The sequence below is a fragment of the Pseudomonas sp. AB39(2026) genome (assembly GCF_059831485.1).
In genome coordinates, this window is the sequence record NZ_CP195212.1 from 4,279,874 (window position 1) to 4,304,364 (window position 24,491).

Here is a 24,491-nt window from a genome sequence, read left to right on the forward strand (position 1 = left end):
ATGCTCAAACATTTAAAAAGGTAGGGGATCGTAAAATGCTCGCCCACGCTTTACACCGCTGAGCGCTAACAGATAGCGTTAGTGGGCAGGTGCAAAGCTTTTTCACATGAAGCTGGCGTAACCCTTTCCTAAAGCTTTACCCTTTCTGTATCACGGTTGTCACAGGGAGGTAGGCCGATGAACGCAACGCATGTCATGGACCTTAAATCTTCGATAAATACTGGAGATGACGGTATAGACAAGGCATTAAGGGCCTTGAGGACCCACTTGGGTATGGAAGTAGCCTTCATATCCAGGTTCCGCGAAAAGGATCGCGTATTTACTCACGTGGACGCCAAGGGCAATTCGCCTATCAAACGCGGCGACCATCTCTCACTCGAAAGCGGATATTGCAAAAAGGTCGTAGAGGGGCGCCTGCCCCAGCTTATCCCGGACACCTCAGTATTTCCCTTGGCCATGGCCATCCCTGAAACCCGTGGCCTGCCGATCGGGGCACACCTAAGCGTGCCTGTACAGTTGAGCAGTGGGCAGCTGTATGGAACATTGTGTTGTTTTTCAGGCCAGGCCGATCCTACCTTAGGCGAGCGCGACCTTGGGATGCTTAAGGTATTTGCTGAGCTGATTGCCGATCGCCTTGAGGCGGATCAACAGGCCAAGGACGAGCGGTTGCGCAAGCACCGCCTCATATGTGCCGCCCTGGCGACTGCGCAGCCTAACGTGGTCTACCAGCCTATCGTGAACCTTCGTCAAGGGCAGATTTGCGGGTGGGAGTCATTGGCGCGTTTCACCCATGAGCCTGTGCGCAGCCCGGACCTCTGGTTCAAGGAGGCAGCCGAAGCAGGCCTTGGGCTGGAAATGGAGCTATATGCGATAGAGAAAGCACTCAAGGGCCTGAGCCAGCTTTCCCACGGGCATTACCTCTCATTGAACTGCTCTCCACAATTGCTGTTATCCGGTCGGCTAACGCGCGCTTTGGCTGGCCATGATCCCCATCGACTGGTGCTGGAGCTTACGGAGCACTGCATCGTTTCCGATTATGACGCCCTTACCGCAACCATCGACCCACTGCGCGCTGCTGGGCTGCGCCTGGCCATTGACGACGCCGGTGCCGGCTATTCAAGCATGAGGCACATCCTTCAGCTGCGGCCCGACATCATCAAACTGGACATGGCCCTGACCCAGGGCATCGAGCATGATGCGCAACGCCGGGCCATGGCCTCGGCACTGATTGCATTTGCCAGAGAAACGGGCTGCCGGGTAGTGGCCGAAGGCGTAGAGAACCTTCCGGATCTAGTCACCCTTCGCCGCCTGGGCGCAGATAACGTGCAGGGTTATCTCACTGGAAAGCCCATGCCCTTACTGCTTGCTGCACATTGGCAGGTGCCGCGCATGGCAGAACTGTCTGATCCTGTGCCCTAGATACGCTTCGCCAGTGCCGTGGGTGTATAGTTGCGGCTTGCATCCACCCGTACCCTGTAGGCCCCGTCATGTCCCATATTTCCGAACGCTTGCTTGTCCAGGCCCACCTGGATGCACGGCAGCCCATGGTTCTCAGCGAAGCCGAACAGGCCCAGTATCGGCAGGCTATCGCGGATGAACTCAAGGCACGGGATGCCGTACTGGTAGCGCATTACTACTGTGACCCGGTTATCCAGGCCCTGGCTGAGGAAACAGGCGGTTGCGTGTCGGACTCGCTGGAAATGGCCCGCTTCGGCAATCAACACAGCGCTAGCACTGTGCTGGTTGCCGGCGTGCGCTTCATGGGGGAAACCGCCAAAATCCTCAACCCGGAAAAGCGTATTCTGATGCCGACCCTGGAGGCCACGTGTTCGCTGGACCTGGGCTGCCCGGTGGAGGCCTTTTCAGCCTTTTGTGATCAGCACCCAGATCGGACCGTTGTGGTGTATGCCAATACCTCAGCCGCCGTAAAGGCCCGGGCAGACTGGGTGGTGACGTCCAGCTGTGCGGTCGAGATCGTGGAAAGCCTGATGGACAACGGCGAAAAAATTCTCTGGGCGCCGGACCGCCACCTGGGGGGCTATATCCAGAAGCACACAGGCGCAGACATGCTGCTGTGGGACGGTGCCTGCATCGTCCATGAAGAGTTCAAATCCCGGCAGTTGGAGGACCTTAAGGCCCTGTACCCCGAAGCGGCCGTGCTGGTTCATCCTGAATCTCCAGAAGCCGTGATTGCCCTGGCCGATGCCGTGGGTTCTACCAGCCAGCTGATCGCTGCTGCCCAGCGCATGCCTAACCCTACGTTCATTGTGGCGACCGACCGCGGCATCTTTTACAAGATGCAGCAGCTTTGCCCGGACAAAACCTTTATCGAAGCCCCCACGGCGGGTAACGGCGCAGCCTGTCGAAGCTGTGCGCACTGCCCGTGGATGGCCATGAATACGTTGCAGCGTACCCTGGAGTGCCTACGCGAAGGCACTAACGAGATTTTCGTGGAGCCTGCCCTGATACCCCACGCCATTCGCCCGCTCAAGCGTATGCTGGACTTCACCCACGCTGCACGCTTACGCCTGGCGGGTAACGCCTGAGCCCTTCAGCCCCTTCGCAGGCTCTGCCCGCTCTTACAGGTTCACGACACAGCTACTGTAGGAGCGGGCAGAACCCGCCAATGAACTACCGAAGGCCTGTTTAACAGGTCAAGGCCGCCGGATCAGTGCTTCCCTGATAGCCGCTGTCTGCTCCAGCCAGTGAACGGGCTTGCCGCCGATCATGGCTGCCGCCGGCACGCCGTCCAGGTACACCAGCCGGTTGGCCGCCAGTGACGGTACTCGCGTACCCGGCAGCAAGGTGCCGCTGAGGTTCAAAGGGTCGATGGCACTCACCCCGATCACGCTGCCGTCCAGCGGCCTACGCCTGACTTCACGTAATAGAGGAATGGCTTCGGGCAGCGCAAAGTGCTCACCTGCCAACCCTTCGATAAAGCGCCCGCCGCGTATCTCGCCGCGAGCTTCCAGTCGCTGGAAGGTGCGTAACAGGTCGCGCCAGCTGGGCAGCCAGTCCGCCTCGCACTCCAGCAAGCGCCAGAACACCACCCCATAGCGACGTAGCAGGGTCATGGCCAGGTGTTCGAGTTGTTCGCTGGAGGCTGGCGGGTTTGCCGGGGGGCTTAGCAACGCCCAGCGCCCGGCGTCCTGCATACCGCCGATAAACGCTCCCAGCCCACGTCGGCTGCTGCGTTGCTGTCGGCTGCTGGCCGGTGTCACCAAGGCGCGCAGCCCTGCGAAACTGTCGGCACTGACGTGCCCGTTGGCGACCAGTTCGGCCAGTGCGTTTTCCAGCTCTGTGCGTAACAGCCGAGCCTGGTCCTGCAACTGATCGAAGAACAGGGCACCCTGCTGGCTCAAGGCGTCTACCACTTTCTGCGCGCGTGGGCTCACATCGGTGTCGCTCGGGTGATTCGCCAGTGCCTGCCATAGCCCCAGATGAGCCCGGGGCAACAGCATAATGGGCATTGTACGCAATGCTGTACCGCTGCTTTTCATGCCGCCGCCACGCCGTAACCATAGGGTTTTCCCTGAGCGGCAGGCAGCGTCCAGCCAGGTGCTGCTGTAGCCCTTGACACGTGCCGGCAGCAAATCGTTTTCCCAGGCACCGGCCGGTGCGTTGTACCCTTCCAGCTGCGCCAGGGCCTGCGCCAAGGCGGCCTGCCCTTCCAGGCGGGTGGCAGGGGATACGTGTTGCCAGTCAAACAGAAAACGCGTGAAGTCTTGCAACGACACCGGCTCGATGTCCTTGCGCAGCCGCTTGACCGTATACCGGTGGATACGCGCCAGCAGATGACGTTCGCACCACTGCGGCGTTTCCAGACCTGGCTGGAAACGGCCTTGCAGCAGGTAACCTTCGGCTTGCAAATGCGTTAGCGCCTGCACCACAACCTCGGCTGCCAACCCCAGCGACTGGGCAATGTCCATAGCCTGCTGAGGGCCAAGCCCTCCCAACCGGCTACGGATCAGTTCACGCCGGGCAGCGTCGATGTCCCAGCTTTGGATAAAACCGGGCAACACTGCCAGGGCGGGTTGCACCAAGCTGCCAGGGTAAGCGGCCTGTACGCACAGCAACCGCTCTCGGGCAAACCACAGGCACTGGTTGCCGGCGGTGATCAATTGCCCTGCACGGCCGGTTTTAGCCAGGGCTGCCAACCAATCAGGCCATCCGGCGTGGGCCTGGGCCTCAGCTTGGGTCACCACGCCCAGGTTCATCAAGGCCTCGTGCATTTCATCGGTGCTACGCGGCTGCGGCCAGGCCTGTAACCGCACAGCTTCAATGGCTTCAGGTGCCAGCGCGCCCAAGTCATCGGCTGATTCGGGGTCGGTCCAGCGGCGGCCCAGCACAGCCTGGGTTCGCCGCTCTTCCAACGGTGCATTGTCCAGAAACGCATAGGGGCGAGCGTTGAGGATGGCCGCGGCCAACGGGGAGGGTGATGGCAGGTCGTGGCTGATCAGCCGCACCTCGCCTGCTTCCATGCACCGCAGCAGTTGCAGCCAGCGGTCGCTGTCCAAGGCCTCGTGCAGGCAATCGTGTAGGGTCTGACGTACCAAGGGGTGATCCGGCACCTCACGTTCGCCCACGGCGTTTTCCATGCAAGCGGCCTGCTCCGGGAACACATGGGTAATCAGATCTTCGCTTTTCATCCGCTGCAGTTGGGGGGCCACCTTGCGCCCGCCTGCAAAACGCGGCAACGCCAGGGCATTGGCCGCATTCCACCGCCAGCGTACCCCGAACAAAGGCGCCTCCAGCACGGCCTGAACGAGGACAGCTTCGGCAGTAGCGCTGCGCAAGTACCCCCACACGTCATCCAATGTAAAACGAGGTTCGGTGGGCAGCGACACCACAATGGCATCCTCACTGGCAGCCGCTTGAAGCTCAATGTTGAACGTCTGGCCAAAGCGTTTGCGCAACGCCAGCCCCCAGGCGCGATTGACGCGGCTGCCGAAGGGGGAATGGACAACCAGTTGGGTACCACCGGACGCGTCGAGGAAGCGCTCCATGATCAGTGTGTCCTGGGACGGCAGAGCGCCCAGCACGTGCCGTGTGCGTGCCAGGTATTCCAGCAGCTGCTCAGCGCTCGCCAGGTCCAGCGCCAGCGCCTTGGTCATCCACGCCCTCACCGGGGCGTGCTGGCCCTCACTACAAGCCAATTGCTCGTCCACCGCGGCCTGTAGCCTGGCCACAGAGCGCGATAGCTCATCACTACGGCCCGGTGCCTCACCGAGCCAGAACGGCACATTGGGCGGCATACCCTTGGCGTCTTCTACGCGCACGCGCCCGCCTTCCACACGAATGATGCGGTAGGACGCATTGCCCAACTGGAACACGTCCCCCGCCAGGCTTTCCACAGCAAAATCTTCGTTGACACTGCCGATGTTCAGGCCTTGAGGCTCCAGCATCACGGCGTAGTCGGCATTGTCGGCAATGGTACCGCCGCTGGTTACTGCCGCTAGCCTGCTGCCGCGCCGTCCGCGCAAGGTACCGCCCACGGTATCGCGGTGAAGGTAGGCACTGCGCAGGCCCTGGCGGGTTTCATAGCCCTCGGCCAAGGTGGTCACTACTGCCTGGTAATCGGGTTGGGCAAGTTCGGCGTAGGGCGTTGCACAGCGAAACAGCGCAAGCAAGGCGGCTTCGTCCCACTCCCGGCAACTGACTTCAGCCACGATGTGCTGGGCCAGCACGTCCAAGGGCGCCTGAGGCACCTTTAGTTCGTCCAGCTCGCCTCGGCGTACGCAGTCCAGTAGGGCGACGCATTCAATCAGGTCATCACGAGACGTGGCGAACAAGCGCCCCTTGGGTGTGCCGCCGACTTGATGGCCTGAACGGCCTACTCGCTGAAGAAAGGCGGCGATAGAGCGGGGCGAGCTGATCTGGCATACCAGGTCCACCTCTCCGATATCAATGCCCAGCTCCAGCGACGCGGTGGCTACCAGCACGCGCAACTCACCCCGCTTAAGGCGCTGTTCGGCACTCAGGCGCTGGTCGCGCGCAAGGCTGCCATGGTGGGCGGCCACCTGCTCATGGCCAAGACGTTCACTCAGGTGACGGGCCAACCGCTCTGCCAAGCGCCGCGTGTTTACAAATACCAGCGTGGTGCGATGTTCTTTGGCCAGGGCTGCCACGCGATCGTACAACAGTGCCCAGACGTCGTTGGCCATGACTGCCTCAAGGGGCACGGGAGGCACTTCCAGCGCAAGGTCGCGCGGGCGGGCGTGGCCAATGTCCACGATTTCGCAAGGCTGCTGATGCCCTGCCAGGAACCCCGCCACCCGTTCGATAGGCGTTTGCGTAGCTGACAGGCCAATGCGCCTCAGCGGTGCGCCACTGAGGGCTTGCAGGCGCTCCAGGCTCAGCGCCAGGTGGCTGCCCCGCTTGCTCCCTGCCACTGCATGAATCTCGTCCACGATCACCGTGTGTACGCCGCTCAGCATTTGCCGCCCCCCGTCCGAGCCCAGCAGCACGTACAAGGATTCAGGCGTGGTGACCAGAATATGCGGCGGCCGCCGCCGCATGGCCGCACGGTCCTTCTGCGGCGTGTCACCCGTGCGCACAGCGGTACGCAGGGGCAAGGCAGGTAGCCCCATGCTTTCAAGTTGCTGGCTGATACCGGCCAGGGGGCCCTGCAGGTTGAGCTGAATGTCGTTGGACAAGGCTTTGAGCGGCGACACGTATACCACCAGCACCTGCTCAGGCAACCCTTCAGGCGTCAGCGCCTGGCATACCAGTTCATCGAGCACGGCCAGGAAGGCCGTGAGCGTTTTTCCAGAACCCGTAGGTGCGGCGACGAGGGTAGAACGCCTGGCACGGATCAGCGGCCAGGCCGCCGCCTGTGCCGGGGTCGTTGCCGGGAAGCTGTGCTGGAACCAGCGCTGTATGGCGGGGTGGAAGGCGCTAAGGGCTGGGTCTGGAAAGGGCAGGTTCATGACCCCTTTATGAGGCCACCGGCACGCGCTTGCAAGCGCCTGATGCACTATCGAACAGCGCTTACGCCATCGAGGGTCGCGAAGGAGGTGTCCTTGGCAGTCAACAGGAAATCGCGCATGAAAGGCGCTTCCAGCATGTCGGTACGCACGGCGGCATACAGGGTGGCGAACAACCCTTTTTCCCCGAGCCGTCGGCCTTTCACATAGCCACGTGCACTGTATTCGTGAAGGGCCCAGTGGGGCATCCCGCATACTCCGCGCCCACTGGCCACCAATTGCATCATCATCACGGATAATTCGGCGGTACGCACGCTGGCAGGCTCTACCTCGGCTGGTTCCAGAAAACGCGTGAAGATATCAAGGCGGTCCCGGTCAACCGGATAGGTGATCAGTGTCTGGTCCAGCAGGTCTTCCGGTTCGACCCAGGGCTTGCTGGCCAGAGGGTGCTGGTTGCCTACCGCCAGCATGGCCTCGAAGGTAAACAATGGCACATAGGTAATGCCATTGAGATCCAGAGGGTCGGAGGTTACCACCAGGTCCAGGTCGCCTCGTGCCAAGGCAGGCAGAGGCGCGAAGGCGAAACCGGAGGCCAGATCCAGCTCTACCTCCGGCCAGGCGTCACGGAACTGGTCTATTGTGGGCATCAGCCACTGGAAACAGCTGTGACACTCGATCGCCATGTGCAGGCGGCCTGCCGTACCACCTGCCAGGCGTGCCATGTCCCGCTCGGCGGCGCGCATCAACGGCAACGTAGCGTCAGCCAGCTGCAGCAGGCGTAACCCGGCACTGGTGAAACGAACAGGTTTGGTCTTGCGCACGAACAAGGTCATGCCGAGGCGGTCTTCCAGTTCCTTGAACTGGTGAGACAGGGCGGACTGGGTCAAATGCAGCCGCTCAGCCGCTTCGACCAGGCTGTCGGCCTCACGCAAAGCGTACAGGGTTCTAAGATGACGAATTTCAAGCATGCCGCACCATGAGCCAAGTTCCCGTTCCCAGAGAAAGGCATGAGTCTGGCTCATGGTGTGCAAGATGTCGACAGCTCAAGCCTAGGTGCGCCGTGAAGCCAGGGCGCGCACCAAGGGTCAATGGAACAGCGGTTCGAACAGTCTGGTTGCCAGCTGGCGGCTGATCTCACCGCGCCACACGGTCGCCTGGCCCGGTGCGCCCGTGCCTTGCAGGCGCTGGCCTGGCGTCTTCAAGTGAGCAGCTACAAAGTCCTGGAAACGAGGCTGTGCATTTGAATAATGGAAATGAGCATAGCCCCAAGGTTGGCCATTGTGGCTATCGACCACCTCATATTCCTGCAACCAGTTCCGGGTACGGGGGGTATTGCCAGAAGGCTTTAGCTCACCCAGTTTACGGATCTGGACTTCGCCTGCCTCGTACAGGTATTCCAAGTAACCACCGGTTGGCTTCGGGGACGCCTTGCAGTGCGCTATTCTGGCCTGTCGCCCTTCAGACGTAAGCATCTGCGCCTCTTCTTGCAGGCGCGCCGTCACCTGCGCGTAGTGGTGTTCAGTGTCGGCCAAGAGCAGCTGTCGGGCATGGAATTCCAGTTCCTGTCCCTCGCCTGTGAAGAGGTCTTCAAGGTCTGCTGCCGGTATGTCAGGCTGGGTGTAGCGACGAACACGCTGACGAAAGGCAGGCAGTTGCGCAAGCCGTTCCTGGGCGTGTCGGGCCAGTTCCGCAGCGGAGCGCTGAGGTACCGGAACAGGTGTGGGCGCCACAGGTGCCCAAGATTGGTTGGCACGACGTGCCCAGCGCTCGGTCCGGTTGTTGACCTCGCCAATGACCAGTATGTCAGGCTGGCCTTCCACGGGGTTGCCTACCAGCAGCAGGCCGTCGCCTTCGAACGTTCTGGGGCGAGTTCGCCCGCGGGGAAGGGTAGCCGGTGCCGATGGCGCAGGTGTCGCTTGGCGTAATGCCTGCAGGGCTTGCAACAAGCGCTCGCTATACAACGGATCGAACTGTTCCGGGTAGCTGAGAGTCAGGCGACGCACCTGCCGGGTAAACGCTTGGTTCTGCTCCCGCACCTGCGCCACCAGGCGATCACGCTGCTGGGGGCGAAGGTTAAGGTTTTCACCCTGGAAGGCCGATTGCATTACACGGTCATAACGCTCCCGCGCGGGTGTATACAACCGCCTCATGTAGGGCCATGAAGGCTTGGTAATGTCGTCCACCGGCGCGAGGTCCATCAGCAGCGCCATGCGTACCAGGCCCAGGCGCTTCTCTGAAAAAGTCTCCAGCAAGCCTTGCTGCTCGGTATGCAGTGCTCGCCGGTGTTCGGCAGATGTCACACGGCGTTGCCAGGCCTTCACACGCTCCAGGCAACGCTCGACGAAGTCGTACCGGTCCAGAATCTGGACCACGGTCTGGCGTATGGCTTTCATGCCCTCTATCAGTTCAGCGGTTACAAGCGCATCAGGGCCTGCGTTATCGTAGAGCCTGACGATCAGTCGATCCAGTTCAGTGCGCTGTTCCAAGACCAAATCGCCAAGGCGCACAGCATCCATATGGGCGACTTTGATCTGCAGTTGCGACTTGGCGCAAATATTCGCCGCTGCCCGGCTCTGGTCTAACCCTGCTTCGGCATAGCGGTGCCCTCGGGTAAACTGCCGAAGGTGGTCAAGGTTGTCATGCAGCGCCGTGGCCGCATCTATAGCTTCCTGCGCAGTATCCAGAAAAGCCTGTGCCGAACCTTGCTGAGCCTTGAACGCGTTTAAAGCCTGCTGAACCTTCGCTTCGTTTTCAACCACCCGCCTGAGGCAGACGGTACGCTCCCCTAGCAACTGATGCTGACGACGGAAATGAGCATCTGCCCACCACCGTGGCAGCAGGCGGCGCAAAGTATCTGGCCAGAGCGGGTCCAGACGGTCTGCCAGGTAGCTTTGCAGGCCGCCACCGCCGTGTAATCCACTGTCGACCAAGGTACCGTAAAGGTGCCCATGGGTTTGCCATTGCCCGTTTTCATCCAGCGCCACCGGCTGACGATAGTGGCGTGTACGTGTAGGCGCCAACCGCCAGGTATGGTGAGTAGCATCCCATTGAACTTCATAGGCTGCACTGCCACGCTGGATAAACGTGCCACTGCTTAGGCGGTAGATACCCCGCCAGCGCCCCTCATGGCCAGGCTGAGCGCTCAAGGTGATTGCCTGTTCATAACCCACGAAGCCTTCATCGGCACGCCGAGCGCTCCAGGGTGACAGGGCCCTCAGCCGGCCGGCGCCCTTGAGGCCATGGCGCAAGTGCCTAGCCTGGGCGGTAGCACGCAGGCTCGTGGCGGGTGCAGACGCCGCCAGGCCCGCTGGGCCGAAGTCCAGAAAGGCGTCCGCAATGGAGAAAAGCACGGATTGGGTAGCCTCGATACCGCCGGCACCATTGCCCTCAGCGAAGGCGCTGCCAGCCTCCATGGCAGCTTCCAAGGCGTCGACCAGGGCAATCGCGCTGCCTATGAAGGGCACGAACCCCAAGGCCAGGCGAATGTATCTCACCACGTTCAGTCGGCTGTCTTGGGCATCTTCAAAGACCCGATCGGCGCTGGATGTGGAACTGGCTCGGTGGGCTCGGATATGAAGCCCCAACTCGGCCAGGCTTTGATTACGGACAAGTGATTGATGCGCAGGCCAGGGTGTACCTATAGTGATCAGGCGGTGGAACCCGGCCATCAATGCCTGGTTTACCCGGCTTTCCAGCAATAGGGGATCGCCTTCAATGGCCCGTTCACACAGGTAGCGGCGCAGGCGCGCGTCCATAAACAGGTCTTCGAGGGCTTCGATCGCCAGGTCAGCACGCTCGTATTGCCTCAAGGCCTTGCCATCGGGTGGGTCGGGCAGCACTAGAACGGTTGTTTTACTGATGCGGTCTTGGATCAAGACCACCCCTGCCAAGGTACTGCCACTGCTATGAGTCGTTTCGTCGAACAGCGTAAGCGACACGGGCAACAAGGCCAGGTCCAGCCCGTCTGCTCGCCACGCGGCGGGAATGATGGCACTTTGTGCTATTTGCACCATGCGCAACCCGCGGTCATCAAGGCGCCGTTGGTGGTGGGCAATCAGCGCCTGGATGTCCAGCATCAATGCGTACGGGCGTTGCAGAACAGCTTCATCCTGAATGCGCACCTCAAAACGGCCAACACGCAAATACACATCTACGAGTAACCGCTCATAGCCCCCCGCAACGTCCAATGCTGGAATCTGTTCTTGCAGCCAGGCAAGCGTGACCGCTTGCGTGATAGCAGCGGCCTGGGGGTGATGTGCAGGCAGCACATGCACTTGGGCAAAGGCCAGGCGCCGGGCCATGGTTTCATCGATCTGCGCCAAGGCCAGGGTTTCCAACGCCAGCTGTTCGGTATCCAGGGAGGGGCGTGGTACCAGCCGGGTGGGCGTACCTGGCGCGCCGGAACCTGCAATCAGATCACGTACCATGTCCACCCGCATCGGCAGTGTCAGCCTTACGCGGCAGGGGTGTTCCAAGGCAAAGTGGCTGGTCAGGAATTCGCTGATCCGGTGGCTGGCGTAATCGGCCCGAGTGGGTAAGTCGGCCCGCAGCAGTCGCTCAGCGTCGCCGACGGCCTGGGCATAGGCCGTAATGAGCCCTGCCAGGCGCAGGCAGCTGTCTGAAGGCAGGTTGGACAGCCAGGCGCGGGCCTGCTCGCCCAAGTGTAGCGAACGTCGCGTTTCTTCCACACGCGCCAAGGCGAGAAGCCTGGAAGGGTTCACGGGAACCGTGAGCAACTCCAGTGCTTCGATCAGGCGACGCTCCTTGGCTTCCAAAGTGTGTGGCGGTTGCCCCTCAGGCGCAGCCTTCAACGCAGCCAGCTGTGCATCCAGGGTGTCATGGAACGTAGTCCATTGGCCGGCAACCAGCGTAACGCGTTGCTCTGGCAAGGGGAGGAGTGCATTGTGCAGTACAACTTGAAGGTCGTCGGCTGAGGCGTGTGCGCTCCAACCACCATAGGCCCCAAACCGGTACAACAGAAGCCGAAGGGGCTGGCCAAGGTCATTGAGTTGCACCAGGTTGGTAAGTGTCAAAGCGCTGTCCCAGAACACTTGGTGGTTACGGTCGCTGAGCCTGATCCGGCCGAGCCTGTAGGCCTGGATGGGCTCTTGTCCCTCCAGCAACGGCTGCAGGCAGCCCACAATGGCGTGGTACTCACTGTCAGTCAGGGTGCCCAAGTACCTCTGTACCAGGGCTTCGGCGAGTGCGCCGGACAAATGAGTACGGTGATAGGCCTGCACAAGCTGAGGGGAGTGGCTGGTGGCATGCAGGAGTTGATCGACCTGCTCCCTGCTTTGCTCGTGAAGCGCTTCCAGTGCCTGGCAGGCGCCCACAAGGTTTGCCCAGGCGCGAGGGTCGGCACCGGTGAGGTAGCGCTCCAGTTGACGCTCCACGGGTGGCTGCCATCGATCCACGCCTTGCCACAATAAAGGCGTAGTGGAGGCGTCGGGAGGCGCTTCGACTGAAGGTGTGAAGTTGTAGGTACTGGCCAGCAAGGTGGGGAGTGTGGGGAACGGCATGCCGTAGCTCTCCGGTATAAAGGAGCGGGCATTTAGACGCGGAAGGGGAAGACAGGCGTGTTACTTAACGCTTGGGTCTGTAAGACGGTATTTCTTTACCCTGTCGAACAGGGTGGTCTTGGCCATGCCCAGTTCCTGGCTGGCCTGGCTCAGGTTGCCCCCATTGCGGGCCAGCGCATGCTGTAAAAGGCTGCGTTCGAAGGCTTCTACGGCCTCGGCAAAGCGCAGCCCCGTGTTTTGAGCGTCATCTTGTCGGAAGGCAGGCATGCCCAAGGCAAAGCGTTCAGCGACATTGCGCAGCTCTCGAACGTTGCCTGGCCACGTATGAGTCATCAGGCGTGAGCGTGTCACATCGTCAAGCGACTGGGCTTCCCTGTCGAAGCGCAGCGCGGCCTGTTGCAGAAAATGCTCGAACAGCACCGGGATGTCTTCGCGGCGGCTACGCAGGGGTGGCAGCTCTAGCGTGACCACGTTGAGGCGGTAAAAGAAATCACTGCGAAGGTACGTTTCATGAGCGCCGTGGGCCATGTCGGCCTTGGTCGCTGCAATCACACGGATATCTACAGCTACAGGCTGGTTGGACCCAAGCCGCTCCAGCGTACGTTCTTGCAGTACGCGTAGCATTTTTATCTGGAGGGCTGCAGGCAGCGCTTCAATCTCATCCAGAAACAGAGTGCCCTCATGGGCATGCTCCAGCTTGCCCACACGTTGTGAACCGCTGCTGGCTTCACGGCCAAAGATTTCGCTGTCAAACAGCGGGTCCGATAGCCCACCGCAGTTGAGTGCCACAAAGGCGTGAGGCAGCCGCCGGCTGTAGTCGTGCAGGCAACGGGCAACCAACTCCTTGCCAGTGCCTGTTTCACCGGTAATCAACACGTTGGCGGGTGTATCTGCCACATTGGCGATGGCTGCGCGCAGGGCCTGCATTGCCGCGGAATGGCCGATCAGGCGCTCGTGAAGTGCTTCGCGATGCTGTAACTGACGCTGCAAGGCCGATACCTGAAGGGTCAACCGGCGTTGCTCCAGCGCCCGCCTTACGGCTTCGACCAAGCGCTCTGGCGAAAAGGGTTTTTCCATGAAGTCGTAAGCACCCTGGCGCATGGCGCTCACCGCCAGCGCCACATCACCATGGCCCGTAATCAGCATCACAGGCAGCGCCGGGTCGATGTCTTTTAGCTGGCGCAGCAGTTGCAAACCGTCGATGCCAGGCAGGCGAATATCACTGACGACAATGCCAGCAAAGCCTTGGCTGATACGCTGCAGGGCCAGCTCAGCAGTGGCCACGCCTTCGCTGGCAATGTCTTCGAGCCCCAAGGCTTGCTGGCACCCAAGCATCACATGCGGGTCGTCTTCGACGATCAATACAGTCAGCGCAGTGGTCAAGGCAGGTTACTCGTATCAGGCCCTGCACACACGGGCAGGGTCAGGGTAAAGGTGGCGCCTTGCGTGGTGTGTGTATCCAGGCGTAACTGACCATTGGCAGCGGCGGCCAATTGTGCCGACAGTGTAAGCCCCAGGCCAAGCCCTTGTTCAAGCGGCTTGGTGGTAAAGAAGGCTTCGAACACCTGCCCACGGCGCTGGGGATCGATCCCCGGCCCGTTATCGCTTACCTGAACGTGATAGTGCTGGCCTGAGCGTTGGCCCGTTACATGGATACGGGGCTGGGGAGCACCAACAAGGGCATCCAGAGCATTGGCCATAAGGTTGATAAGGATTTGTTCCAGCCGTGTAGGTTCGATGGCTACCCGCGCCGGTACCACGTCACATGCTAGTGTAATCGGGGAGCCTTCCAGCCGATGCGCGAGCACGCTGCGCGCGGTTGCAACCGCTTCGCTCACGTCTGCTTCGCCGCTGTGATCGGTTCCTCGGGCAAATGCGCGAAGGCTGGCGATAATACGGCCAAGGCGATCCACCAGTTCGCAGATTGTGTTCAAGTTGGTGCTGGCAACGTCAAGGCGCCCGCGCTCAAGAAAGCGTACGGTGTTGCCCGACAGGGTCCGCAGTGCGGCCAGCGGCTGGTTGAGTTCATGAGCGATGCTGGTGGACATCTGCCCAATGGCGGCCAGCTTGCCTGCCCTGACCAATTCATCCTGGGCTTTGCGCAAGGTTTGCTCAGCCTGGCGACGCTCTCGAATCTGCCCCTCAAGGCGCTCATTGCTGTTGCGAAGGTCTTGGGTGCGTTCGGCGATACGCTTTTCCAGCAAGCTGTTTGCTGCCTCTAGTGCTTCTCGAGCAGCCAGGCGAGCGGCAACCACCTTGCGCCGCTCGTTAAGTGCGATCAGCAGTATGGCCAGCAAGGCCACAGCGGCAGCGGCCAGTACACCGTGAATAATGGCTTCACGGCGTTGGTCTTTGAGGGGGGTAAGCAGGGTCATGCGCCAGCGTGTGTCTGTAATCGGCAGGCTTTGGGCGATATAGCGGGCCGGCCATGTACGGCCCTCGGTGTCGTGCTGGCTCAAAGTAAGGCGCTCTACGCCTTCACTGAGCCGCTCACGCTCTAAAGGGCGCAGCTCGCTCAAGGGGGCGGCGTAATATTGCAGGCTGCGAGCCAGTTGTTCACGGTGCGCAGCATCCAGGGGGGCAATGGATTTCAACCGCCGGGTTGTGTCGCTGGACAAGATAATGATGCCATTTTCGTCGGTGACGAATGCCTCTAGCCGAGCCCGCTGCCAACGTGCTTCCAACGCGTCCAGACGCGCTTTGACCACGGCCACACCAACGATTTTGCCGTGCTCCACCAGCCCATGGGCAATAAAGTACCCAGGTTCCCCTGTGGTGGTGCCCACCCCGTAGTAACGGCCAGGGCGGCCCTGTACGGCGTCTTTGAAATACGGCCTGAAGGACAGGTTCTCGCCCATGAAACTGTCGGCAGCCTGCCAATTGCTGCTGGCAACCACGCGACCCTGAAGGTCCATGACAAAGATTGCCCGGCTGCCGCTACGCACTTGCAGGCCTGCCAGGTAGCGGTTGACAGTATCTGTCTCGTTTTGACGTGGCGCGTTGAGCACATTCAGCACGCTCTGTTCCAGCTCAAGCAGGCTAGGCAGGTAAGTAAACTTGTCGAGTTCGCTTTCGACCGCCCGCGCATGGAGCGCCAGCTGTCGCGCGCCGGTATCGGCTTGGGTGCGCAGGCCAAGGGTTTCGCTCAGCCGATACCCGGCCAGGCCGAAGGTGCCAAGCATGAGCACGGCAAGGGCAAGCAGGGCCCAGCGGCGAAGGTAGGGTAGATTCACAAGAAGGAGGAATCGAGGGTTGGCAAGTGGGCAGCCATTTCATCACAGCCGCCCATACTCGCCAACAGTGACACGCCTGAGCATGCCAGAGGGTCCATCAAGCAGCGCGGGTACCGCCCTCGCTGGTAACAGCCTGAGCCAAGTGGGCAGCCAGGGCCTGCTGGCCCTCTTCATCAATGAACAGGCCCAGTTTAGTGCGGCGCCACAGAATGTCTTCAGCGGTACGTGCCCATTCTGCCTTGACCAGGTAATCCACTTCACGGGCATAAAGGCCTCCACCAAAGTACTGGCCCAGATCGGCCAGGCGCTGGCAGCCTTCGAGCAGGATGAAACTGCGGCTGCCATAGGTGATTGACCAGCGGGCGGCCACGGCGGTCGGCAACCAGGGCGCTTTGGCGACCAGGTCCGCAGCCAGTTGCTGTGGCGTTGTCATGCGCTCGCCCCCTGGCAGTGGCTTGCTGGCTGTCCAGCTGGCACCCATGTTGGGGAAAAATGGCTTGAGCTGGCCCATGGCGGACTCGGCCAGCTTGCGATAGGTCGTGAGCTTGCCTCCAAAGACCGAGAGCAGCGGCGCCTGGCCCTGTTCCTGGGTGAGGGCCAGCGTGTAGTCCCGGGTAATGGCAGAAGGATTATCCGATTCGTCATTACACAGGGGGCGCACACCCGAGTAGGTGCGCAGAATGTCCTCACGGCTGAGCTGATGCTTGAAGTGGTTATTCACCACGTTAAGGATGTAGTCCGTTTCCTGGTCGGTAATCGTGACTTTGGAAGGGTCACCTGTATATTCACGATCAGTTGTGCCAATGATGGTGAAGTTGTCCAAGTAAGGAATGGCAAACACGATCCGTTGGTCGGTGTTCTGCAGAATGTAAGCGTGATCGCCTTCGTACAGGCGCGGCACAATCAGGTGGCTGCCTTGAATAAGGCGTATGCCATAGGGTGAAGCCAGTTTCAAGTCTTCACGAATGAACCGTGCAACCCATGGGCCGGCCGCGTTTACCAAGGCCTTGGCACGAATGCTGTAGAGCTGACCCTCAGGGCCTTCCAATTGCACATCCCACACACCGCCCACGCGCTGCGCATTGACGCAGCGGGTTCGGGTTTTTACGTGGGCTCCGCTCTCGCGAGCGGAAATGGCATTGAGCGCCACCAGGCGGGCGTCGTCTACCCAGCAGTCGGAGTACTCAAAACCGCGCTTGAAGTCTGCCTTTAAGGGGTTGCGCGGACCAAAGCGCAGGCTGCGAGAGCCCGGCAATTTTTCGCGTTTGCCCAAGTGGTCATAGAGAAACAGCCCTGCACGGATCATCCAGGCAGGGCGCAGGTGCGGTTGATGGGGAAGCACAAAGCGCATGGGCTTCACGATGTGCGGGGCCTTTGCCAACAGCACTTCCCGCTCGGCAAGCGCTTCCTTTACCAGACGGAACTCGTAGTGTTCCAGGTAGCGCAGCCCACCATGGATAAGTTTGCTGCTGGCCGAAGAGGTATGGCTGGCCAGGTCGTCCTTTTCACAAAGGAATACCGAAAGCCCTCTGCCAGCAGCATCGGCAGCGATTCCAACACCATTGATGCCACCGCCGATGACCGCAACGTCGTACAGGTGGTCGGGCGTATGTGCGGTCTCGGTCATGGTGCCTCCAGGCTGATTCGAAATTAATCCGAACATCAAATGTTCATTTTCGAAAATCGTAGCCTATAAAGCGCCCAGCCGCCAGCGCACTATGATTGAAAATCTTCATAGGGTTGGCGAAAAAGAACAATTATGAAAATGCGTGGAACCAATGCGCGGGCGTGTGGTTATACGACTTCAACCCGGACCTTGTGCTTGTTCAGGTGATCGGACAGCGCCATAGAGGGTGCGCCGTCGGTCACTAGGCAATCGATCAAGCTGATCGGCCCAAGGCGTACCATGGCGTTGCGACCGAATTTGCTGGAATCTGCCGCCAGAATGACTTGGCGGGCATTGGCGATGATCGCTTGGGAAACACGTACTTCCTGGTAGTCGAAGTCCAGCAGGCTGCCGTCTTCTTCATCAATGCCACTGATGCCAACCAAGGCGTAGTCCACCTTGAATTGACTGATGAAGTCTACACAGGCCTGACCCACCACGCCGCCATCCCGGCGAACCGTCCCGCCCGCGAGCAGCACTTCGAAATCCTCCTTGCCGCTGAGAATCGACGCCACATGGATATTGTTGGTAATGACCTTGAGCTGGTTGTGGCCCAACAAGGCGCGCGCGATGGATTCAGTCGTAGTGCCGATATTGATGAACAGGGAGGCGTGGTCTGGGACTTGTGCGGCTACAGCTTCGGCAATGCGTTGCTTTTCATCACGCATCTGGTCGGCACGCATGGCGTAGGCCGTATTTTCGATACTGGAGTCGTAGGCAGCACCGCCATGGTAGCGGCGCAGCAGGCCGCCTTCGGCAAGCTGATTGATGTCCCGACGGATGGTTTGAGGCGTGACCACGAACAGCTGGGCCATCTCTTCGATGCTGACGTAGCCACGCTCTCGCACCAAGTCGAGGATCTGCTGCTGACGGGGGGGCAGGTTCATGGAGGTCCTTGTTGCTTTAACAGAGTGCTCCCATGATGCCGTAGCGTCCCCCCCTTATCCAGCCTGTGGGGGAGAGGCCTTACTCCGACCAGCCGCGCGTGCGTTCCACGGCACGCTGCCAACCCTTGTAGGAGGCCGTGCGCTGGGCTTCGTCGATCTGGGGTTCGAATGTGCGCTCGATAACGGCCTTGTTACGCAATTCGTCGAGGCTGCCCCAGAAGCCCGACGCCAGCCCGGCCAGGTAAGCGGCACCCAATGCAGTGGTCTCGCGCATCTGTGGGCGCTCCACTGGCGTGCCAAGAATGTCGGCCTGGAACTGCATAAGGAAGTTGTTGGCCACTGCGCCGCCGTCCACCCGCAAGGCGTTCAAGCGGGCGCCCGCATCCTGTTGCATGGCATCCAGCACGTCGCGGGTCTGATAGGCGATGGATTCCAGTGCGGCACGGATGATGTGGTCCACTTTCACGCCACGGGTCAGGCCGAACAATGCGCCACGGGCATAAGGGTCCCAATAGGGCGCGCCTAGCCCGGTGAAGGCCGGCACAAGGTATACGCCATTGCTGTCCTTGACCTTGGTAGCGAAATATTCGGTATCCAGGGCATCGTTGACCACTTTCAATTCGTCACGCAGCCATTGGACAGTGGAGCCGCCGTTGAATACCGCGCCTTCCAAGGCATAGGCCACGTCGCCACGAGGGCCACACGCCAATGTTGTCAGCAGCCCATGGTTGGACGTTACGGCCTTGCTGCCGGTGTTCATCAGCAAGAAGCAGCCCGTGCCGTAGGTATTCTTGGCTTCGCCTGGGTTCACGCACATCTGCCCAAAGAGCGCTGCTTGCTGGTCACCCGCGATGCCCGCAATGTCGATTCCGCTTTTGGTCTGGCCGTACACTTCCGAGGAGGACCGCACTTCAGGCAGCATCTGCTCCGGAATATCCAGCACCTCCAGCATGCGCTTGTCCCATTGCAGGGTATGGATGTTGAACATCAAGGTACGCGAGGCGTTGGTGTAGTCGGTAACGTGTACCTTGCCACCTGTGAATTTCCAGATCAGCCAGGTATCCACGGTGCCGAACAGCAGTTCGCCACGGCGGGCGCGCTCACGGCTGCCCTCTACATGGTCAAGAATCCATTTCACCTTGGTGCCGGAAAAGTATGGGTCAATCACCAGCCCCGTGGTTTCACGGATATAGTCTTCGAAGCCATCACGCTTGAGCTGTTCGCAGATTTCAGTACTGCGGCGGCACTGCCATACCACGGCGTTGTGGATAGGGCGGCCTGTGTTCTTATCCCACACCACCACAGTTTCCCGCTGGTTGGTGATGCCTATGGCCGCTACCTGGGCATGGCTGAGCCCCGCCTGGGCAAGCGCCTCTACCATGGTAGCGCTCTGTGTGGCGAAGATTTCCATGGGGTCATGCTCTACCCAGCCTGGCTGCGGATAGTGCTGGGCGAACTCACGCTGGGCGGAACACACCACGTTGGCATCACGGTCGAAGATGATCGCACGGGAGCTGGTGGTGCCTTGGTCAAGGGCAATGATGTAGTGCTTGTCGGTCATGGTGGTAGCCTTGATTGTAGTTGGTCGGGTCGAGGGCTTCGCAGGTTCAGGAGGTGCGAGCATCGGCCTCTTTGGCTGTGTCTTGAACAGGGGGGCAAGCTGGGGCTGCAGCCTGGGCAACAGGCAGGTGCCGGGCCAGCAGCAGGCGATAGCTCGCCGCGCCGAAACAGGCACCCAGAATAGGCGCTGCAATGGGAATCAGGAAGTAGGGCAGGTCACGGCCACCGGTAAAGGCTATCTCGCCCCAGCCTGCAAGGAATGTCATGAGCTTGGGGCCGAAGTCCCGCGCAGGGTTCATGGCAAAACCCGTAAGAGGGCCCATGGCGCTACCGATCACAGCGATCAGCAAGCCAATAAGCAAGGGCGCAAGCGGGCCTCTAGGCAGGCCGTTGTTGTCATCCGTAAGCGCCATGATCACGCCCATCAGGATGGCAGTAATCACGGCCTCCACCATGAAGGCCCCGCCGTCGGTCAGCGCAGGGTGGGGGTAGGTGGAAAACACGCCTGCCAACTCCAGGCTCGCCGCTGTGCCACGCACCATGTGATGCGCCTGTTCGTATTCGAAAAACAGGTTGGTGTAAAGCCCGTAGACCAAGGCCGCACCGCAGAAGGTGCCAGCAACCTGTGCCAGGATGTAAAAGGGCAATTTGCGGCGTTCAAAGTCGCCGAACAGCCACAGGGCAATACTGACTGCAGGGTTAAGGTGCGCACCGGATACACCGGCAGTGAGGTAGATCGCCATGCTGACGCCTACACCCCAGATAATGCTGATCTCCCATAGCCCCAGGCTAGCGCCCGCGACCTTGAGCGCGGCAACGCAACCGGTGCCGAAGAAGATAAACAGTGCAGCGCCCAGGAACTCGGCCATGCATTGACCGGACAGCGTGGGTTTATTGAAACCGTGTGACATCCTCTACCTCGTTTTTTGTTGTTGTTCAGCATGCCGCTGTTTGTGCCTGCGTGCAGGCCACCTGGCGGTGATTACGGACGCAATAGACAATGCAGCGCAAAAAGGTTCTGTGCTGCATTCGTAAACGAAAAAATATAACCATAAAATGAGTCTGTAAAGATCGGAATCGAACGTTTCATGCCCATTGGTTTGCAAAACGTAGCACGTCCCTGGATTTCTCTTGCTTCTGTGCCTGAGCGCTTGGCGGATTTTGGATATAAGCTACGCATAACCAAACGCTACTGCTGAACCCTGCACATGACACCTGCCATCGACCTGTTGAAAAAGCACCGAGCCGCCCACCGGGTCCATGCGTACGAGCACGATCCCAAGGCGGCCTCCTATGGGCTTGAGGCCGCCGAGAAGCTGGCGCTGCAGCCTGAGCAGGTATTCAAGACCCTGCTGGCAGCCAGTGAGCGAAACGAGCTTTTAGTGGCGATAGTGCCTGTGGCGGGTAGCCTTGATCTCAAGGCGCTTGCACAAGCCGCAGGTGTTAAAAAGTGCGAAATGGCAGACCCTTTACAGGCCCAGAGAACCACTGGCTACCTGCTTGGAGGCATCAGCCCGCTGGGGCAGAAAAAACGGCTGCGCACGTTTATAGACAGTACTGCCCAACAGGTTGAAAGCGTATTCGTAAGCGCGGGCAGGCGTGGGCTTGAAGTGGAGTTGACAGCAACGGTGCTGGCCGAGCTGACCAATGCCACCTTCGCAGCGATTGGAAAAAGCTAGCGGTTTCGGGTGTTGTTATCCGTTAAAGGAAGTGGCCAATGCATCTTGATTACCATCAGGTCGACGCCTTCGCGGACCGCCCGTTCAGTGGCAACCCCACTATTGTGTACCGCTTGGAGCACTGGTTGGCCGACGAGCGCCTGCAGCGGATTGCCACCGAGCATAACCTGTCGCAAACAGCCTTCGTGGTGCGAGAAGGGCCTGCCTGGCACATCCGTTCTTTCACCCCTGTCACCGAGGTGCCGCTAAGCGGCCACGCCACGCTGGCGGCAGCTCATGTATTGCAGCTTATCTATGCCGAGGCCGATGACACCCTGCCTTTTGTCAGCCGCGCTGGCCCGCTCACCGTGACACGGGACAATGACCGGCTGTGGCTTGACCTGTTGGCCCAGTACCCTGACGAAGAGGGCGTGAGCCTGGATGTACAGCGGGCATTAGGCGTCGAGGTCATCGATGTGCTTGGGGCCAACGAGCTCTTTGTGGTGCTGGAATCCGAGCAGGCCGTACGCCGGTGCAAACCGGACCTTACGGCCCTTTCGAAACTCATGTGGGTAGGCGTGGTGATCACGGCCCGTGGCGAGCAGCAGGATTTCGTTTCCAGGTTCTTTGCGCCGCAGTTGGGCATTCCCGAGGACGCCGTTACAGCGACGACACACTGCAGCCTGGTCCCTTACTGGGCCCGCCGCCTGAAAAAGAACGCCTTGAGTGCCTACCAGTGCTCTCGCCGTGGCGGGCACCTGGCGTGTCGGCTAGAGGGTGACCGTGTGCATGTGGGCGGGCAGGCCACGCTCATGGCGTCAGGGCGGTTGCTCACAGGCCTCGTTGGAGACCCTTGATGTACCTGCAGGCTAGGGATGTACCGGTACGCTGCCAGCCGCTTCGAACAACACAAGGTGTTCGGCGGCCACGGCAATACCCACTTCCTGGCCTATGGGGTAGTCAGCATGGCTGGCAAACACGGCTTCTACCTGGCTTCCCGTGGGCAAGCGGAGTTGATAGAGCGTTGAGGCGCCTAGAAAGCTCTTGCCTACAATGTGAGCCCGCAGTGCACTGGCAGGTGATAGCACGATATCGTCTGGGCGCAAAAGCACGTCCACAGCGGCCCCCATTGGCCAAGGGTAGGCCTGGCGCCCTTGCAGCTCGCCTAACTCGGTATGTACGGTTGCCGGGCCGGTGAGTTCGCCGCGAATGAAATAGCCCTGGCCGATGAAGCTGGCCACAAAGGGTGTGCGAGGCTGGTGGTAGAGATTATAGGGCGTATCCCACTGTTCCAGGTTGCCTTGCCGGAAGACACCTACCTTGTCGCTGACGGCAAAGGCTTCCTCTTGGTCGTGAGTGACCAGAATGGCGCTGATGCCACGGCCCTTGAGAATGTCACGCACCTCACGGCTCAGCCGACGGCGCAGCTCTACGTCCAGGTTGGAAAAAGGTTCGTCCAGCAGCAGCAGCCGGGGTTCTGGTGCCAACGCGCGGGCAAGTGCGACCCGCTGTTGCTGCCCCCCTGACAGTTCATGGGGGTAGCGTTCGCCCAGCCCCTGCAGCTTGACCAGCGCCAACATGTCCGCCACCACACGGGCAACGTCTACGCCTTTGCCCAGCCCAAAGGCCACATTGCGTGCCACGGTAAGGTGTGGGAACAGGGCGTAGTCCTGAAACACCATGCCAATGCGGCGCTTTTCCGGGGCCAAGGTGTGGCCTGGGCGGGAAATGACCTCGTCGCCCAGCTGGATCTCGCCTTCATGCACGGGCTCAAAGCCCGCGATCGCACGCAGTGTGGTGGTTTTACCGCACCCGGAAGCACCCAGCAGGCAACCTATTTCGCCAGGGGCCAGGTGCAGGTGAAGGTTATGGACAACGCGCTGGGTGGCATAGCCGCAGGCCAGCGCGTTCAAGCTCAAGAGGGCAGAGGAAGTCATTCGGCTCGATAGGCAGGTGTGACGAGGAACTCAAGCAGCGCCTTTTGCGCATGCAAGCGGTTTTCAGCCTGCTGCCAGGCGGCCGAGCGAGGGTCTTCGAGCAAGTCGTGGCTGATTTCCTCGCCGCGGTGTGCAGGCAGGCAATGCATGAATACCACGTCCGGTGCCGCCAGATCGAGCAATTCTCGTGTGACCTGGAAGGGGGCGAACCGTGCCAGGCGTTGCTCTGCCTCTTCTTCCTGGCCCATGGACGTCCATACGTCCGTACTGACCAGGTGCGCACCGCGAACGGCCTCACGTGGGTCGCGCGTGAGCGTTACACGGTCGCCGGCTTTGGCCAGGAAGCGGGCGTCGGGCTCATAGCCTTCCGGGCAAGCTACGCGCAACTGGAAGCCAAACTGGATAGCCGCTTCCACGTAGCTGTTGCACATGTTGTTGCCATCCCCCACCCACGCCACCGTTTTACCTTGGATCGCGCCGCGCATTTCAAGAAACGTCTGCATGTCGGCCAGTAACTGGCAAGGATGCAGGTCGTCCGACAGGCCATTGATCACGGGCACATTGGAATGGGCCGCAAAGCGGGTAAGCGTGGAGTGTGCGAAGGTCCGGATCATAACCGCGTCCAGCATGCTGGACATCACGATAGCGGCATCCTCGATCGGTTCACCGCGCCCCAGCTGGGTATCCCGTGTAGAAAGGAAAATGGCTTGGCCGCCCAGTTGTATCATCCCGGCCTCGAACGAAAGCCGTGTACGGGTCGAGGACTTTTCAAAAATCATCCCCAGCACGCGATTTTTCAGGGGTTCGTGCAACACGGCGCGATTGCGCAGGCCTTTGAGCTCGATCCCTCGGCGAATCACCGCCACAAGCTCATCGGGCGTGAAGTCCATGAAGGAGAGAAAGTGCCTGGCGCTCATGTATGACTACCTTTTGCATCATGCCGAAAGGGGCCCGCTGAAAGGAGCGGGCCAGAGGGCGAAAGCCGCGCACAGCGCGACGAATCGTTCAAGAGGACGCGATGGTATAAAAAAATGTCGCGTATTACCAATGGGTGTCACAGATTTTGAACGGCCAATCGCCTCATGATGTGTCTGCTCGCCATTTG

General features: G+C 60.4%; 15 protein-coding genes. 4 read left to right on the plus strand and 11 right to left on the minus strand.

Annotation, left to right across the window (positions count from 1 at the left end; translation table 11 throughout):
* Positions 1-177 precede the first annotated feature (177 nt).
* Both ACSAMW_RS19695 and nadA read left to right on the plus strand, forming a co-directional pair.
* On the plus strand, positions 178-1,419 hold the full coding sequence (locus tag ACSAMW_RS19695; protein WP_500591702.1) for a sensor domain-containing phosphodiesterase: 1,242 nt from the start codon (positions 178-180) through the stop codon (positions 1,417-1,419).
* A gap of 68 nt (positions 1,420-1,487) precedes the next feature.
* Positions 1,488-2,546, plus strand: coding sequence for a quinolinate synthase NadA (nadA, locus tag ACSAMW_RS19700; protein WP_500591703.1), 1,059 nt, complete (start codon positions 1,488-1,490; stop codon positions 2,544-2,546).
* A 108-nt stretch (positions 2,547-2,654) separates the two neighbouring features.
* Here nadA and ACSAMW_RS19705 read toward each other — a convergent pair whose 3' ends face one another.
* The 9 genes from ACSAMW_RS19705 to ACSAMW_RS19745 form a co-directional block, all read right to left on the minus strand.
* Positions 2,655-6,929 (minus strand): DEAD/DEAH box helicase, encoded by a 4,275-nt coding sequence (locus ACSAMW_RS19705; protein WP_500591704.1) that lies wholly within the window; start codon positions 6,927-6,929, stop codon positions 2,655-2,657.
* A gap of 47 nt (positions 6,930-6,976) precedes the next feature.
* On the minus strand, positions 6,977-7,894 hold the full coding sequence (gene metR / locus ACSAMW_RS19710) for a transcriptional regulator MetR (protein ID WP_500591705.1): 918 nt from the start codon (positions 7,892-7,894) through the stop codon (positions 6,977-6,979).
* Between the two features lie 117 nt (positions 7,895-8,011).
* Positions 8,012-12,445: a hypothetical protein gene (locus ACSAMW_RS19715; RefSeq protein ID WP_500591706.1), complete on the minus strand. Its 4,434-nt coding sequence runs from the start codon at positions 12,443-12,445 to the stop codon at positions 8,012-8,014.
* Between the two features lie 60 nt (positions 12,446-12,505).
* Positions 12,506-13,828, minus strand: a complete 1,323-nt coding sequence (aauR, locus tag ACSAMW_RS19720; RefSeq protein ID WP_500591707.1) for a two-component response regulator AauR — start codon at positions 13,826-13,828, stop codon at positions 12,506-12,508.
* A complete protein-coding gene (locus tag ACSAMW_RS19725; protein WP_500594086.1) occupies positions 13,825-15,627 on the minus strand; it encodes a sensor histidine kinase in 1,803 nt (600 codons plus the stop codon). The genes aauR and ACSAMW_RS19725 overlap by 4 nt, the downstream gene beginning before the upstream one ends.
* Before the next feature lie 148 nt (positions 15,628-15,775).
* Entirely contained in the window at positions 15,776-17,305 is a 1,530-nt protein-coding gene (gene glpD / locus ACSAMW_RS19730; protein WP_500591708.1) for a glycerol-3-phosphate dehydrogenase, read from the minus strand.
* 167 nt (positions 17,306-17,472) lie between these two features.
* Positions 17,473-18,231, minus strand: coding sequence for a DeoR/GlpR family DNA-binding transcription regulator (locus ACSAMW_RS19735; protein WP_500591709.1), 759 nt, complete (start codon positions 18,229-18,231; stop codon positions 17,473-17,475).
* A gap of 79 nt (positions 18,232-18,310) precedes the next feature.
* The gene (gene glpK / locus ACSAMW_RS19740; RefSeq protein WP_500591710.1) at positions 18,311-19,792 is read right to left on the minus strand and encodes a glycerol kinase GlpK; all 1,482 of its coding nucleotides are present in this window, start codon (positions 19,790-19,792) and stop codon (positions 18,311-18,313) included.
* Positions 19,793-19,838: 46 nt separating this feature from the next.
* Entirely contained in the window at positions 19,839-20,702 is an 864-nt protein-coding gene (locus ACSAMW_RS19745) for an MIP/aquaporin family protein (protein WP_500591711.1), read from the minus strand.
* A 297-nt stretch (positions 20,703-20,999) separates the two neighbouring features.
* Here ACSAMW_RS19745 and ybaK point away from each other — a divergent pair, with 297 nt between their 5' ends.
* Together ybaK and ACSAMW_RS19755 are read left to right on the plus strand one after the other, a co-directional pair.
* The gene (ybaK, locus tag ACSAMW_RS19750; RefSeq protein ID WP_500591712.1) at positions 21,000-21,470 is read left to right on the plus strand and encodes a Cys-tRNA(Pro) deacylase; all 471 of its coding nucleotides are present in this window, start codon (positions 21,000-21,002) and stop codon (positions 21,468-21,470) included.
* Positions 21,471-21,508: 38 nt separating this feature from the next.
* Positions 21,509-22,306 (plus strand): PhzF family phenazine biosynthesis protein, encoded by a 798-nt coding sequence (locus ACSAMW_RS19755; protein ID WP_500591713.1) that lies wholly within the window; start codon positions 21,509-21,511, stop codon positions 22,304-22,306.
* A gap of 12 nt (positions 22,307-22,318) precedes the next feature.
* Here the strand turns inward: ACSAMW_RS19755 and ACSAMW_RS19760 are convergent, their stop codons facing one another.
* Together ACSAMW_RS19760 and argF are read right to left on the minus strand one after the other, a co-directional pair.
* Positions 22,319-23,386, minus strand: a complete 1,068-nt coding sequence (locus ACSAMW_RS19760; RefSeq protein ID WP_500591714.1) for an ABC transporter ATP-binding protein — start codon at positions 23,384-23,386, stop codon at positions 22,319-22,321.
* Positions 23,383-24,303, minus strand: a complete 921-nt coding sequence (gene argF / locus ACSAMW_RS19765; protein WP_500591715.1) for an ornithine carbamoyltransferase — start codon at positions 24,301-24,303, stop codon at positions 23,383-23,385. Before argF ends, ACSAMW_RS19760 begins: the two co-directional genes overlap by 4 nt.
* Positions 24,304-24,491: the final 188 nt, after the last annotated feature.